This is a genomic window from Lysinibacillus sp. NPDC058147 (assembly GCF_042884205.1).
In the GTDB taxonomy this organism is placed as follows: Bacteria; Bacillota; Bacilli; order Bacillales_A; family Planococcaceae; genus Lysinibacillus.
Map to the genome: position 1 here is coordinate 154,826 of NZ_JBHVUJ010000002.1, position 13,557 is coordinate 168,382.

General features: G+C 36.0%; 12 protein-coding genes, 1 pseudogene and 1 other annotated feature (1 of these 14 running past the window's edge). Of the genes and pseudogenes, 11 read left to right on the plus strand and 2 right to left on the minus strand.

Annotated features, from left to right (window positions below; translation table 11 throughout):
• Positions 1-22 (plus strand) — a binding site (T-box leader) (it extends 217 nt beyond the left edge of the window).
• Between the two features lie 54 nt (positions 23-76).
• From ileS to ACFVT8_RS06200, 10 genes and pseudogenes are all read left to right on the plus strand, one after another.
• A complete protein-coding gene (ileS, locus tag ACFVT8_RS06155) occupies positions 77-3,166 on the plus strand; it encodes an isoleucine--tRNA ligase (RefSeq protein WP_387082717.1) in 3,090 nt (1,029 codons plus the stop codon).
• A gap of 642 nt (positions 3,167-3,808) precedes the next feature.
• Entirely contained in the window at positions 3,809-4,273 is a 465-nt protein-coding gene (locus ACFVT8_RS06160; RefSeq protein ID WP_387082718.1) for an aminoacyl-tRNA deacylase, read from the plus strand.
• Between the two features lie 750 nt (positions 4,274-5,023).
• Positions 5,024-5,506: a DinB family protein gene (locus ACFVT8_RS06165; RefSeq protein WP_387082719.1), complete on the plus strand. Its 483-nt coding sequence runs from the start codon at positions 5,024-5,026 to the stop codon at positions 5,504-5,506.
• Positions 5,506-5,721 (plus strand): annotated as a pseudogene (locus tag ACFVT8_RS06170) (S9 family peptidase); the annotation flags it as partial. The gene ACFVT8_RS06165 and the pseudogene ACFVT8_RS06170, both read left to right, overlap by 1 nt.
• Positions 5,722-6,054: 333 nt before the next feature.
• Positions 6,055-6,564: a hypothetical protein gene (locus tag ACFVT8_RS06175; protein WP_387082720.1), complete on the plus strand. Its 510-nt coding sequence runs from the start codon at positions 6,055-6,057 to the stop codon at positions 6,562-6,564.
• A 102-nt stretch (positions 6,565-6,666) separates the two neighbouring features.
• The gene (locus ACFVT8_RS06180) at positions 6,667-7,140 is read left to right on the plus strand and encodes a GNAT family N-acetyltransferase (RefSeq protein ID WP_387082721.1); all 474 of its coding nucleotides are present in this window, start codon (positions 6,667-6,669) and stop codon (positions 7,138-7,140) included.
• Positions 7,141-7,257: 117 nt separating this feature from the next.
• Positions 7,258-7,758, plus strand: coding sequence for a hypothetical protein (locus ACFVT8_RS06185; protein WP_387082722.1), 501 nt, complete (start codon positions 7,258-7,260; stop codon positions 7,756-7,758).
• A gap of 94 nt (positions 7,759-7,852) precedes the next feature.
• Entirely contained in the window at positions 7,853-8,524 is a 672-nt protein-coding gene (locus tag ACFVT8_RS06190) for a DUF3885 domain-containing protein (protein ID WP_387083366.1), read from the plus strand.
• A gap of 274 nt (positions 8,525-8,798) precedes the next feature.
• A complete protein-coding gene (locus ACFVT8_RS06195; RefSeq protein WP_387083367.1) occupies positions 8,799-8,933 on the plus strand; it encodes a hypothetical protein in 135 nt (44 codons plus the stop codon).
• Between the two features lie 109 nt (positions 8,934-9,042).
• A complete protein-coding gene (locus ACFVT8_RS06200; RefSeq protein ID WP_387083368.1) occupies positions 9,043-9,933 on the plus strand; it encodes an alpha/beta fold hydrolase in 891 nt (296 codons plus the stop codon).
• A 545-nt stretch (positions 9,934-10,478) separates the two neighbouring features.
• On the opposite strand, the gene ACFVT8_RS06205 is transcribed toward ACFVT8_RS06200, so the two are convergent.
• Positions 10,479-11,081, minus strand: a complete 603-nt coding sequence (locus ACFVT8_RS06205; protein ID WP_387082723.1) for a LysE/ArgO family amino acid transporter — start codon at positions 11,079-11,081, stop codon at positions 10,479-10,481.
• Positions 11,082-11,192: 111 nt separating this feature from the next.
• Between ACFVT8_RS06205 and ACFVT8_RS06210 the strand changes: the two genes are divergently transcribed.
• Positions 11,193-12,620, plus strand: a complete 1,428-nt coding sequence (locus tag ACFVT8_RS06210) for an aminotransferase-like domain-containing protein (RefSeq protein WP_387082724.1) — start codon at positions 11,193-11,195, stop codon at positions 12,618-12,620.
• A gap of 133 nt (positions 12,621-12,753) precedes the next feature.
• Here ACFVT8_RS06210 and ACFVT8_RS06215 read toward each other — a convergent pair whose 3' ends face one another.
• Entirely contained in the window at positions 12,754-13,356 is a 603-nt protein-coding gene (locus ACFVT8_RS06215) for a CPBP family intramembrane glutamic endopeptidase (protein ID WP_387082725.1), read from the minus strand.
• Positions 13,357-13,557 lie beyond the last annotated feature (201 nt).

Consider the following 13,557-nt stretch of genomic DNA (forward strand, 5'->3'; position numbering starts at 1 on the left):
CGCGGTTAACCCCGTCCCTTGCTTGGGACGGGGTTTTTTGTATGCCTTTTATACAATTAGTATAGGAGGAATTTACATGCAAGTCGAAGAGAAAAAAGAAACAACTGTAGAAAGAGAAACAAGGATTCGTCGATTGTGGGAACAAGAAGGAACGTTCCAAGCGTCTGTTGCGAATCGTTCTAACAATAAGCCTTTTGTATTTTACGAAGGTCCTCCTACAGCGAATGGTTTACCACACGTAGGCCACGCATTTGGCAGAACAATTAAAGATGTCGTGGCTCGTTATAAAACGATGCAAGGTTATTTAGTTGAGCGTAAAGCTGGCTGGGATACACATGGTTTGCCTGTAGAGTTAGGCGTCGAAAAAAAGCTAGGCATCTCTGGCAAGCAAGAAATTGAGAAATATGGTGTCGAACAATTTATTCAAGAGTGTAAGGGAAGTGTCTTTACCTATGAGAAGAAATGGCGCTCCTTTACAGAGCAGCTAGGCTATTGGATTGACATGGATGACCCGTATTTAACCCTTAGTAATGATTATATTGAGTCCGTTTGGAATATTTTAAGTCATGTGCACAAGGAAAAGCTTTTGTATAAGGGCCACCGCGTTTCACCATATTGCCCTAGCTGTCAAACATCATTAAGCTCCCATGAAGTTGCACAGGGCTATAAGGATGTAAAGGATTTATCAGTCACAGCAATGTTTAAATTAAAGGATAAAGATGAATATTTTCTTGGTTGGACAACGACTCCATGGACATTACCTGCAAATGTTGCATTAGCCATGAATCCTAAACTTATGTATGTTCGAGTGAAGCAGCACAATAAAGTCTATATCTTAGCAAAATCACTAGTGAATAAAGTGTTTGCTGATTCTGTTGAAGTGTTAAGTGAACATGAGGGGCATGAATTTGAAGGTGTGTCGTACACCCCACCATTTTCTTATGTCACAGTTGATAAGGGGCATGTCGTTGTTCTAGCGGATTATGTCACTGAGCATAGTGGAACTGGTATCGTCCATATCGCGCCTGCATATGGGGAGGACGATTATAAAACGGTACAGCAAAATAGGCTATCGTTTGTCAATGTTGTTGATTTAAAGGGTTGCTATACAGAAGAGGTCCCAGAGCTTGCTGGTAAATTTGTGAAAGATTGTGATGTCGAAATCATTAAAATGCTCGCTAAAAAGGAGCTATTGTTTGATAAGGAAAAATATGAGCATAGCTATCCTCATTGCTGGCGCTGTGATTCACCATTGCTTTACTACGCGACTGACAGTTGGTTTATCAATATGTCAGCATTGAAAGATAAACTTTTACAAAATAATAATCAAGTAACATGGTATCCCGAACACATTAAACACGGAAGATTTGGCAACTTCTTGGAAAACCTAGTGGACTGGAATATTAGCCGTAATCGCTATTGGGGTACACCGTTAAATGTGTGGGTTTGTCGGGATTGTGGTCATGAAGAAGCGCCAAATAGTATTGCATCTTTAAAAGAACTAGCGAAGGGCACTATAGATGATATTGAGCTTCACAAACCATATATTGACGAGGTTGTGTGTACTTGTCCAAAGTGTAGTGGTGACATGGAACGTACACCCGAAGTGATTGATGTTTGGTTTGATAGTGGATCCATGCCATTTGCTCAGCATCATTATCCTTTTGGAGACCTTACTACTTTTAACAATCAATTTCCGGCGGATGTGGTCATCGAAGGTATCGACCAAACGCGAGGCTTTTTCTATAGTTTATTAGCGGTTTCGACTTTATTCACAGGAAAGGCACCATATAAAAATGTACTTTCTTTAGGGCATGTTTTAGATGAGCATGGACAGAAGATGTCGAAAAGTAAAGGAAATGCGTTAGAGCCAGTTGACCTGATAGAGCAGTACGGAGCGGATGCTTTACGATGGGCATTTTTAGTGGACAGTTCACCTTGGAATCCTAAACGTTTTTCAACAAAAATTGTGATGGACGCTAAATCAAAGCTAATCGATACACTAGATAATACGTTCAAATTTTATCAGCTATATGCAGAAATAGATGGCTTCCAGTACGATGCTAACAAGACTGGCACACGTACAAAGTTAGATTATTGGATATTGTCTCGATTACATCATACGATCCAGCTCGTGACAAAATCTATGGACGACTATCAATTTACACAAGCAACACGTGAAATCGGCAAGCTTGTGGAAGAGCTAAGTAATTGGTATATCCGTCGCTCACGTACAAGATTTTGGGCAAACGGATTGTCAGAGGATAAACAAGGTGCCTATAGTACGCTGTATGAGCTACTAACGACGATTTGCCAATTACTAGCACCTTTCACGCCATTTATCGCAGAGGACTTATTTCGACAATTATCAGGAAGAAGTGTTCATTTACAAAACTACCCAACATACAATGAATCGCTCGTTAATGCTAAGCTTGAAAAAGAGATGGCGAATATTTTAACAGTCGTAGAGCTAGGACGTAGCATTCGAAATAGTCAAGGGATCAAGGTAAAACAGCCGTTAAGTGAAATCATTGTCTCTGTTGACGGTGAGTTAACAGATTATCAACCATATAGCGAGCTCGTAAAAGATGAATTAAATATAAAAGAATGTGTTTGGACAAATGATTTTTCAGCATATGAAACTGTTCAGTATAAGCTTAATTTTAAAACGGCGGGTGCTGCATTTGGACCGAAAGTGAACAAAGTGAAAGATTACGTAGTGAATTTAAGTGATGAGGAGAAAAATTTATTACAGGTAACAGGTTTAGTTCCGTTAACTATCGATGGGGAACAGGTAACATTATTAAAAGCGCACGTGTTAACAGAATCTATTGTAAAGGACCATTATATCTTAGCAGAAGATGCTTCTTGTCGAGTCCTTATGAATGTTCATCTGACAGCTTGCTTACTTGAAGAAGGACAGATTAGGGAAATAATTCGCACAATTCAAGATACACGCAAAAAATGGAAACTCCCTGTTGAACAGTATGTATCGATATCGATTGCTGGAAGTGAAAAAGCAATAACTATCATCCAGCAGCACGAAGCGTTACTAAAGGCAAATGTGTTGTTAAATGATATTCATTATGTGAGTGACGATTATGGTGAACGATATATAGAGACAGAAGTGTTTGATGAAAAAGTTTCTGTTTATTTTAAGCTGTAGAATCTTTAAAGCTCAGGTAATCTATTCGACAGAAGAAGTGATCGGGTAAGCTTGGAAACTGCCGGATAGCCAGAAGAAGTGATCAGGTAAGTCCGGAAACTGCTCGGGTAGATAGAAAAAGTGATCGGGTAAGTCCGGAAACTGCTCGGGTAGATAGAAAAAGTGATCGGGTAAGTCCGGAAACTGCTCGGGTAGACAGAAAAAGTGATCGGGTAAGTCCGGAAACTGCTCGGGTAGACAGAAAAAGTGATCGGGTAAGTCCGGAAACTGCTCGGTAGATAGAAAAAGTGATCGGGTAAGTCCGGAAACTGCTCGGGTAGATAGAAAAAGTGATCGGGTAAGTCCGAAAACTGCTCGGGTAGACAGGAAAAGTGATCAGGTAAGCCCAGAAACTGCTCCGGTTGACAAAAGAAGTGATCGGGTAAGCCCAATAACTGCTTAGGAGTCGCCAGAAAAAAGCACAGAACGATGCAAAGACTGTTCAGGTACCAGTATTTTATTAAAAGATGAGTGTTAAAGTAATGCACTAAAAACAAAGTGCAACATTATAATATGCTATTTTTAAGCTTAACTAATAGTGGTAATAAAACTTGTATTATTATGCTAATATTTACACAAATAAGAATATTAAAGGAGACCTTTATGAATTCGTATGAAACTAAAGTTAAAGAATTTTTAGACTCTAATAATGTAAAAGCTGAACACTTCGTTTTTAATCAATCATGCCACTCCGTAAAAGAGGCTGCTGAAGCAGTTAATGGTTCAGAAGACGATTTTGTAAAAAATATTTGCATGATTGACTCTAATAATGAATTAATAGTAGCTATTGTAAAAGGAAACAATAGAGCTAGTACAACTCGTGTAGCGAAATCATTAAACATAGAAAAACCAAGACTTGCTAGCGAAAATGAAATTATTGAACATACAGGTTTCCCACCAGGTGGAGTTCCTTCTTTTGGTTTTCATGCACAGTTTTTAGTTGATCCCAAAGTTACAAATATGGATTACATATATACTGGTGGTGGTTCTGGAAACTCATTAGTTAAAATAAATGTTCAAGACTTATTAAGAATCAATCAAGGTACTATTATTAAAGTAAGTAAATAGCAATTTTTAACAACCGTATAAAATGACGGTTGTTTTTATTTAATACTAACTTTGATATATTTGCTCCTTTAGTTGAAGCTCGAATAGTAAAATTTACAGATTCAATCAAACTATATCTTTAAAAACAATAAAAGCTGAACTAATACCACTACTACTGAACAATATGAGGAAATCAATAAATAAAATAATCAACTACTTATTACGAATATCAAGAATTTGTGAGAAATCTACTTGAACTTACGGTGCAATAAAGTGTATGGATATATGTGGTAAAATAAGTATTGAATAAAAGCATGGAGAGTGAATGTAATGAGGGTACTACGGGATTTAACAAGTTTACTATTGGAGTATATAAGAATGTTTTTTTTACTCATAATTTTTTATTTGATTTTAGGCAATATTGTTGTTTATATTTACCGAAGATTAGGAACTGAAGTTTCAATTATTTATGGAATAATGATGGTAATCTCAATTTTAATTATATTTACTATTTTATATCGAAATAAATGGCAATTTAATGGATGGTATAAAGGGGATGTTAAAGATAAACTCTCAAAAACATTGACAAAATGGTTGATTTCAATCGCAGTATTATTATTGTTATTACCTCCTCTCCTAAGTTTCATTTTCCACTAACGGGTTAGATTGTTCAATTTATATACTTGTGTTATCGATGCAAGTTAGTTTAAGTAGGAAAAAGTTGGATTTACATCGAAATATAATGTAATAAGCTAGATTGGAGTGCTTACAATGATTAAATTCTTTGAATACAACTGGCAGGTAAGGGATGAATGGTTTGACTGGTGCAATCAACTGACAATTAAAGAGTTGTTAAAAGACCGCAGTGGTGGAGTAGGAAATATATTATATACACTTTTTCACATAATTGATGTGGAATATAGTTGGATTCGTGGTATTCAAGGCAAAGAAGATATTGTTTTTGAGTTTGCTGATTATAATACACTTGAAAAGGTTAAATCACTCTCAGATAAATCACGAAATGAAATAGCTGAATTTATAAAAACAAATGTAGAAGGTTTAAAAGAAAAACTAGTAAGTGTTTCTTGGGATGAAGATAAATATACAGTTGATGAAATATTACATCATATAATTACTCATGAAATTCACCACATAGGTCAACTTTCTGTGTGGGCAAGAGAATTAGAACTAAGCCCTGTACCTGCTAACTTTATTGGAAGAGAGTTAACGAGGGAGATTATTAATAAAGAATGAAAAAACAGGCAAGAGTTCCAACTCCTAATGCATATGAATTATATCAAGGATTAAGAGATATGAAAGTTGATACAGAATTAATTATTTTTAAAGGAATGGCATATAGTTCTGACCAGCCAGGAGTTAATGTTGCTATTATGAAGCAGAATTTGATGTGGTTTTCACACTATATTCTTGGAGAAAGTATGAAAGATTTTAGAATACCGATCAAATGAACGATGGCGAGTGACCTGTTGTCATTTGGAGGCGTTTTTCAAAGGAATTGTATGCCATCTCAGGTTCATAAAGTTTCATATTATTTTACTGCTTTGATTTACAAAGCCGATTTTCTCTAAACATAGAGGAAATCGGCTTTTTCTCTAAGAAAATTTGCTTAGCGTAAGAAAATCACGTTTGTTGGCGCTATCCTTTGTTTAAGCTAACAGGACTTTACTTCAAGATTGGATTCCGTAGAGATCCCATCTTTTTCTTATTCAAATAATGGCGTAAATACTTCAATAACCACAAAGGATATTTATGGTAAAATTTGTTAGGAGGGGAGAATAAAATTGAGTAAAAGGAAAAAAGTGCTATTTCGAATTTCGATAGGTTTGAACATAATTCTTATCGCAATTGTAGCTTGGGGAATAATAACAATGAATTTTGTTAAAGAGCAAGTTTTTATTACGGAAGTGCAGCATAACTTAGTAGAATTGGAAGGGTTGATAGAAAATCAGATTGATGATAACTGGTCCGAACCTAATTTAGTTACAACCAAATTAGGAGATGTAATGAATGGAATTTGGCTTGGTATGACTACTGGAAAGCAATTAGGAACGCTTTCTAAAAGTGACAACGACATTCTTGAACTTTTATATTCTAAATTAAATCAATATCCTAAAGATGAATTATATAGATTTGTTGATTTAACTGAAGAGGATAAAAAGAATTTTGAAGAATTGCGGGAAACACTTCGTGAAGTAGGGTTAGGATTAAATATTACTATAAGTGCAAATATGGATTCCTTTATAAATCAAGCAGAGAAATTAAACGAAAAAATAAAATATCCATTAAATTAACATTTACTTAATATTTTGCAAACGGAGATAAAGAATAATATATAATTTGTTTTAATGTTACTATTAGTTTAATTAGATTTTTACAAAAATAGGGGGATTAAAATGGAAATTCGTTCAGTTAAAGGTTCAGACTACTATGTAATTTCACCTCTAATCAATGAGTGGTGGGGTGGCAGGAATATGTCTGATATGTTACCAAAATTATTCTTCGACCATTTTACACAAACAAGTTTAATTGCAGAAAAGGATGGTAAACTTGTGGGTTTTTTAATAGGTTTCCTTTCTCAAACTTATTCAAATGAGGCATATATTCATTTCGTTGGGGTCCATCCTGAATACAGAAAGCATAATATTGGAAAACATTTATACAATGAATTTTTTAATGTGGTAAAGCAAAATAATCGAAGTATTGTTCGTTGTGTAACGTCACCTGTAAATAAAGTATCGATTGCCTATCATACCAAGATGGGTTTTGAAATTGAGGATGGAGATAGAAGTGTTGAGGATCTATCAATAAATACAGACTATGACGGACCAAATCAAGATAGAGTTTTATTTGTAAAAAAATTAGATTAAATTCAAGTTTCATTTTGCATTAATGCATGCGTTAATTTAAGATCATTGAGTTGCGAAGGCAGCTCTTTTTTCTTTAAACAGGTGTAAAACGGAAAAAGTAAGATGAGAAGGTGGACAATGGACACGAATAATCGGAAAATAAGATTAGAGTTTCTCTTGCAAAAGCAAAAAGAGAAAGAAAGAAATAATGAATTACAGATGCAATTAGATTGGATGCTGGAGCCGTTCTCAACTAAAGACAGTATTAGGATGTTAGATGTTGAGGAAAAGGAAAAAATGAAAGCTGAATTTATAGCGAACATCCCCATAATTGAATGGGTAAGTCTAGACATAGAGAAAATGAATAACAAGTTCGTGATACATAATGTTAATAGTGATAAGGTAGCATCGTTTTTTAACGATAAAGAACTTTACACTGAGAATTCAGTTTATCTTTTCTTACAAGACGACTTACCACCTTTTAGTAAATTACCTTGGGTGAAGATGCCTCTATCCAAGATTATTGAAAATATTATTCATTTAGCAGCAGAAGATGCCTATCAACAGTATGTATTTTGCCCATCACCTAAATTTGTAATAGAATTCGTTAAACCTGACTTAATAACCATTGCTTGGTAACAAGTGAGGCTTGATCGATACGTTTCTCTAACGGCGTAGGTTATTGTAATAATGACATTAATAAAAACCAATAGAAAGGATGGAGTGAATGACGATAGATTTAGGTCAATATTTGCATAATGCTTTTCCAGGACTTACTTTGGCACCTAGTCTTTATCATCAATGGGATATAGGCATTCATTTTGAATTAGGGGCTGGAATCTATCAACTTAAAGATGATGGTAGTCTGAATCACGAAATGTTTGACTGTGTATACAGTCAAGCATTGACTATTTTTAACGAACTTTTTTCTGATTTGGATGAAATTTTTCTTGTAGCGAATGTTTATCAACACAAGTCAGATGAAAATAAGAACAATCGAATAAAAGTTTACGATCGTTATATAAAAAATAAAGATTTAAAATTCCATTTAAGACAAGAGACTTTGCCGTATGTATTCGATGCTGAAGAAGCTTACGATTATTATACTTCTCGATTTTCCTTAAAGTGCCGGAAACAGGATTTTAAATACCCATTGCTTATTAAAGCAACGTGTAATGAGGATTTCCCCTTGAAACCTAGATTAGATAAAAAATGGGGGGCAGCTTCAAACTATCCAGATGTGTTTTTTATAAATATGACTAAAAATGTGATCTTTTTTATTTATGATGATAGAGGATGCGAGGTCATCGCAACTAATAAAAAAACTATATATCCTTTATATAAAAAATACGGCGATTGGATTGATGAATACTCACGAGAAGAAATTGTTAAACGCTTCAAATAGGAGTACCATTATGTAATTCTTACTTCTATAATCGAACACAAACATTTATAACCAAGGTATTGAATACCGAAAAAAATCATTGAGTTGCATATGCAGCTCTTTTTTTATTGAACTAACGAAACAGTTTAGTTGAACAAACATTATACCTTTATAGGAAAAATGTTTTCGTAAAAACAAACGTAATTCAAAAATGTTTGTTTTTTATTAAACGTAGTATTATAATGTTTGTGTTAGGTAGTTGGTTTTTGAAACGGATACTATTCATTCATTTGTAATGACAGTTATTGCAAGGAACTTTCATCAATACGAAGAAGCACTGCGGGAACTATATACTGGTGATTTGAATCGTTTTTACCATTTCATCGATGACTCGGCACCTGGTATTAGAAAAACCATATCAAAAGATTAGCCGCTAATGCATTCCCTGAATCAGGTATCGGACTGCAGCAATCGAAGATTCACGCCTTCTGCCTATGACAGAACTTCCGATATCAAAATAAAAGGAGGAGAACATGATTATGAATATCCTGAAAGTCAATGACGTCGATTTGGCCTTTGACAGTTTCGGTAACGAAAATGACGAAGCTATTATCCTAATCGCCGGACTTGGAACCCAGATGATCCGATGGACGGATTCGTTTTGTCGGATTTTAGCAGCGCGGGGCTATCGAGTAATCCGCTTTGACAATCGCGACGTAGGTTGCTCGACGCACTTTAACCATTATCCGACTCTAGATTTTCACGCACTGGCTACTGCTTTAATGTCGGGACAGCGACCGGACATCCCATACACTCTTGATGACATGTCCAACGACGCTATCGGACTGCTTGACGCCTTATCAATTGACCAGGCACATTTCGTTGGTAGGTCGATGGGGGGAATGATCGCCCAGATTGCAGCTAGTGAGTACCCTGAACGGGTTTTATCACTCACATCCATTATGTCTAGTTCTGGTAATCCAGCCCTTCCGCAAACTTCCCCAGAAATCATGACGATGATGACTAAACCGGCGCCGAATCCATTTGAGGATGAGGCAGGATTTTTGGCGCACAGTCTCTCTTTTGCCAAACGCATCGCCGGCACCGGTTATCCGTTTGAAGAGGATGCTTATCGGGCGCTCATTCTGGAGGAAGTCCAGCGAGCTTACAATCCAGGTAGTGTCGGACGACAAATTGCTGCTATGGCTGTCTCTGGTGACCGTCGTCCACGGTTGGCGACCATAAAAGTACCAGTACTTGTCATTCATGGGGTGGACGATCCCTTGTTCGTCCCGGCGTGTGGCGAGGACACGGCTTCCGCCATACCAGGTGCCGAGCTAATGTTGGTTGACGGTATGGGACACGACCTGCCGCACCAACTGTACAAAGTAATCGCTGATGGCATAGAGCGAACAGCTCGTCACAATTGACACAGGCTTCCTGAATAGCAACAGCCGGGGTCCCGCGATGTAAATGGGATTGAGTAGGGGCGCAGAGCTAATCAATCTGCACCCTTCGCGTACGACCCGGGTGGACATGGCGGTGCGCTTATTACGGTTGCTTACATAGCTAAATTTCATCAATTAATTATGTGTGCAAATAGCTTACTTTGTGAAATATTACACTTAAACTATCGGGGGCGTTTCTACAATAAGTAGAGACGCTTTTTTTATAATCTAGCAGTTTAGTTGAATAAGGGGAGGTGAGTTTATAATATTAAACAAAAAAACGAAGCAATTGGACTGAGAAACGTTCATACTTTTTCGATTAATTAAAAGCCACCTCATTTAATTATTAATGAGATGGCTACTGTTTATATTTGATTGGTGTATTCTTAATAATTAGTTGTAATTGAATAATATGGTCATTAACAAATGCTTTTATGAATGTATATAGGATACTATTCTATTAAGTGTATTACTTTAACTCTTGATTTTTAATAAAAGTCAGTATCCGAGCGTTTTTTATGAATTGGTTACAGTAAACCACTTAGAAGATAGAGAGCTGTTGCCCAAATGAAAATTGCTGAGCATTTATTAAAAATGTTCATAAGTTTCCCAGAACTATCAAGTTTTTTCAAGGATACACCAGCGATAATAAGACCGAAAAACCATAACCAAGAAATCAAAACACATGCTGCAGTGAACAACATTTGCTCCGTCCCACTATATTTTAAAGCACTCGTCCCGATAACACCTATTGTATCTAAAATGGCATGTGGATTTAAGAGAGAGACAGAAACTGCAAATAGAATTTGTTTTTTTACAGGGAGTGCTTCGTTATTATCTGCAGATGCCGGATTTGAACGCCAAATTGTATAGCCCATATAAAGTAAGAAAAGTATTCCGACACTCATCAAGGCGATACGTAACCACTCAAATTGCAACACAATTAAAGATAAACCGAATACGGCAAGTAATATCAGAAGCGTATCACAAATTGAGGCTGTTATACTGGCGGGTAAGGCCCGAACTAGATGGGGCTGTGTTGCACCTTGAGAAAAGACAAAGACATTTTGTACGCCTAAGGGCAAAATAAGTCCAAATGCTAAAATCATTCCATGTAGAAATGCTTCCAATGAAATTCCTCCTTTCACTAAACATTTTAGATATGTTATAACTAAAAGAAAACGACCAATTGGATGGTTTTTAAGCCACCCAATTTTGAGTGTTAGAGGTTGGTGATAAGAATGAAATGGCAGCCAAGTAGAAAAGATGAATTGACATTACAGCAGCAAATTATTCAGTGGATTACTGAGCATATAGAACGTGGAGATTGGGTGGCAGGAACAAAGCTACCGACACAAAGACAGCTAGCTATGCAGTTTGGGGTCAATCGTAGTACTGTTCAGCAGGCGTTAGAGGAGTTAAAAGCAGCTGGAATATTGGAATCGAAGGTAGGATCAGGTATTTATGTAGCACAAAATTCATGGGATTCATTAATTACACAAACACAACCAAATTGGCAAAAGTACATAGACACGAGTCTCCATAAGCCTAATTATCATACTATTCAATTAATCAATGAATACGAGCAGCGCGATGATGTCATTCGATTGGGAACTGGGGAGCTAGCACCAAGTTTATTACCGACCGCTGAAATTGAGGCGTCATTGAAAGAGCTCTCTTTGCAGCCCAAGGCTTTAGGCTATTCATCACCACAAGGTAGCGAAAAACTTCGAGAAGCAATTTGCGAATATGTGAAAAAAAGGGGGATTTATGCAAAGCCCCAAAATGTATGTATTGTCTCAGGTGCACTTCAAGCATTGCAGCTCATTGCTGTTGGACTGCTTGAGCAGGGTTCAATCGTATTCCAGGAACAGACGTCTTATTTAAATTCAGTCCATCCTTTCCAGTCTGTTGGTATGCAAATGATAGCTATCGATCGTGATGAACAGCTTGCACAAATCTTAGCTCAAAAGAAAAGAAAAAGGCAGGCTGTATTTTATGCTGTTCCCACTTTAAACAATCCTACTGGTGGGGTATGGACGGCGTTTGAAAAAAGAGAGCTTTATCAAGCGTGTAAAGCATCTCGTATTCCCATCATTGAGGATGATGTCTATCATGAATTGCTCTTTGAAGCGGCGACGCCTCCAATTAAGTCCATGGATGATAGCGGGCAAGTCCTTTATATTGGCAGTGTTTCGAAAACATTAAGTCCCGGACTTCGTATTGGCTGGTTAATTGGTCCAACTACAGTAATTGAGCGATTAGCAGATATAAAAATGCAAACGGATTATGGTTCGAGTGCTATTTCACAGGAGATTGTGCTGCATTGGTTGCAATCAGGGAAGTATGAAAATCATATCGTTATCTTACGCCAAAAATTACAGCAAAAGGCAGATTATGTAGAGACTATTTTACAAGAAAAATTCATTGATATTGCTGAATGGAATAAGCCAAAAGGGGGTTTTTATATTTGGCTAAAGTTTAATGAACCGATCGTTGATAAAGAGTTATTTACTAAGCTTTTGCATCGACAAGTTCTTATTAATCCTGGCTATATTTACGATCCTCAAGATACCCAGCATATTCGATTATCATATGCGTATGCAACAGATGATGAGTTGGAAAAAGGCTTAAATATCCTATTTGAAATTGCAAGAATGAAGAAATAAAGTTTTTAGGTCGATACTAAAAGAAATCCCCATTGTGTAATCACGATGGGGATATTTCATTCTTAAAATAATAAGAAGAATATATCAATAATTCGATTGTATTAACTTTCTCTGACGACGAATTCGATCAGCTTTAATGTTTAACTCTTACCAAATTGTATTTGAATAAAAGTGTCATTCCGGCATTCATCAAAAAATGCACAAGAAAAGGTACTAAAATATTGTTTGTTTCAAAATAAATCCATCCGAAAATTAAACTTGGAACGGTTATATTTATTAACATTATAGGTTTTTTGAAGTATTGAGTGTGCATCCCTAGGAACAGTAAAGTTGTTATTATAATTGCAGTCCACTGTTGTTCTAGAATTACAAGAAGTAAATTTTGAATAATTCCCCTAAACAGAACTTCTTCAAATAACGCCCCTATAAACATAAATGCAATAATACTTAATAACGAATAGTCTTGATAGCTTTTGTTAGTTTCGTCCATGTATTTCGAGGGAATAAACAAAGTTAAAATTACCCCAAACAAAAGTAGACCAAATGAAGCGAGAACTATGCTCATTACTATTGTGAATGGCTGATTGAATGATAGGAAATTTTGTATTGTGAATACATCATAAATTATTAAAGTGAAAATGATAGCTACACAAACGAATGTAAAAGAAGAGAATACAAAAATAGCGTCTTTCGGGCTAAAATCCTTCTTTATCTTTTGTGATTTGTTTTTCTCCATATATTTCCTCCTTTCTCCGTGCTTATAGAATAAAGAGATATTTTACCATAATATTTTTGTGAAAAATGCAATTGCTACTACTTCCCTGATAAATACTCTTTTTTGAGAAAAATTCGGGTTAGTAGAGGCAAACATGTATTCATTCAAATTCATATATTACAGAATTATTAAAGTTTACAAAATGTTAGTCAGATGACAGGT

Excerpts from the sequence above, each read along its gene's own strand:
- ACFVT8_RS06160 (WP_387082718.1), top strand. The coding sequence starts at position 3,809 with ATGAATTCGTATGAAACTAAAGTTAAAGAATTTTTAGACTCTAATAAT.
- ACFVT8_RS06165 (WP_387082719.1), top strand. The coding sequence starts at position 5,024 with ATGATTAAATTCTTTGAATACAACTGGCAGGTAAGGGATGAATGGTTT.
- ACFVT8_RS06215 (WP_387082725.1), bottom strand. The coding sequence starts at position 13,356 with ATGGAGAAAAACAAATCACAAAAGATAAAGAAGGATTTTAGCCCGAAA.
- ileS (WP_387082717.1), top strand. The coding sequence starts at position 77 with ATGCAAGTCGAAGAGAAAAAAGAAACAACTGTAGAAAGAGAAACAAGG.
- ACFVT8_RS06180 (WP_387082721.1), top strand. The coding sequence starts at position 6,667 with ATGGAAATTCGTTCAGTTAAAGGTTCAGACTACTATGTAATTTCACCT.
- ACFVT8_RS06195 (WP_387083367.1), top strand. The coding sequence starts at position 8,799 with ATGACAGTTATTGCAAGGAACTTTCATCAATACGAAGAAGCACTGCGG.
- ACFVT8_RS06200 (WP_387083368.1), top strand. The coding sequence starts at position 9,043 with ATGAATATCCTGAAAGTCAATGACGTCGATTTGGCCTTTGACAGTTTC.
- ACFVT8_RS06210 (WP_387082724.1), top strand. The coding sequence starts at position 11,193 with ATGAAATGGCAGCCAAGTAGAAAAGATGAATTGACATTACAGCAGCAA.
- ACFVT8_RS06185 (WP_387082722.1), top strand. The coding sequence starts at position 7,258 with ATGGACACGAATAATCGGAAAATAAGATTAGAGTTTCTCTTGCAAAAG.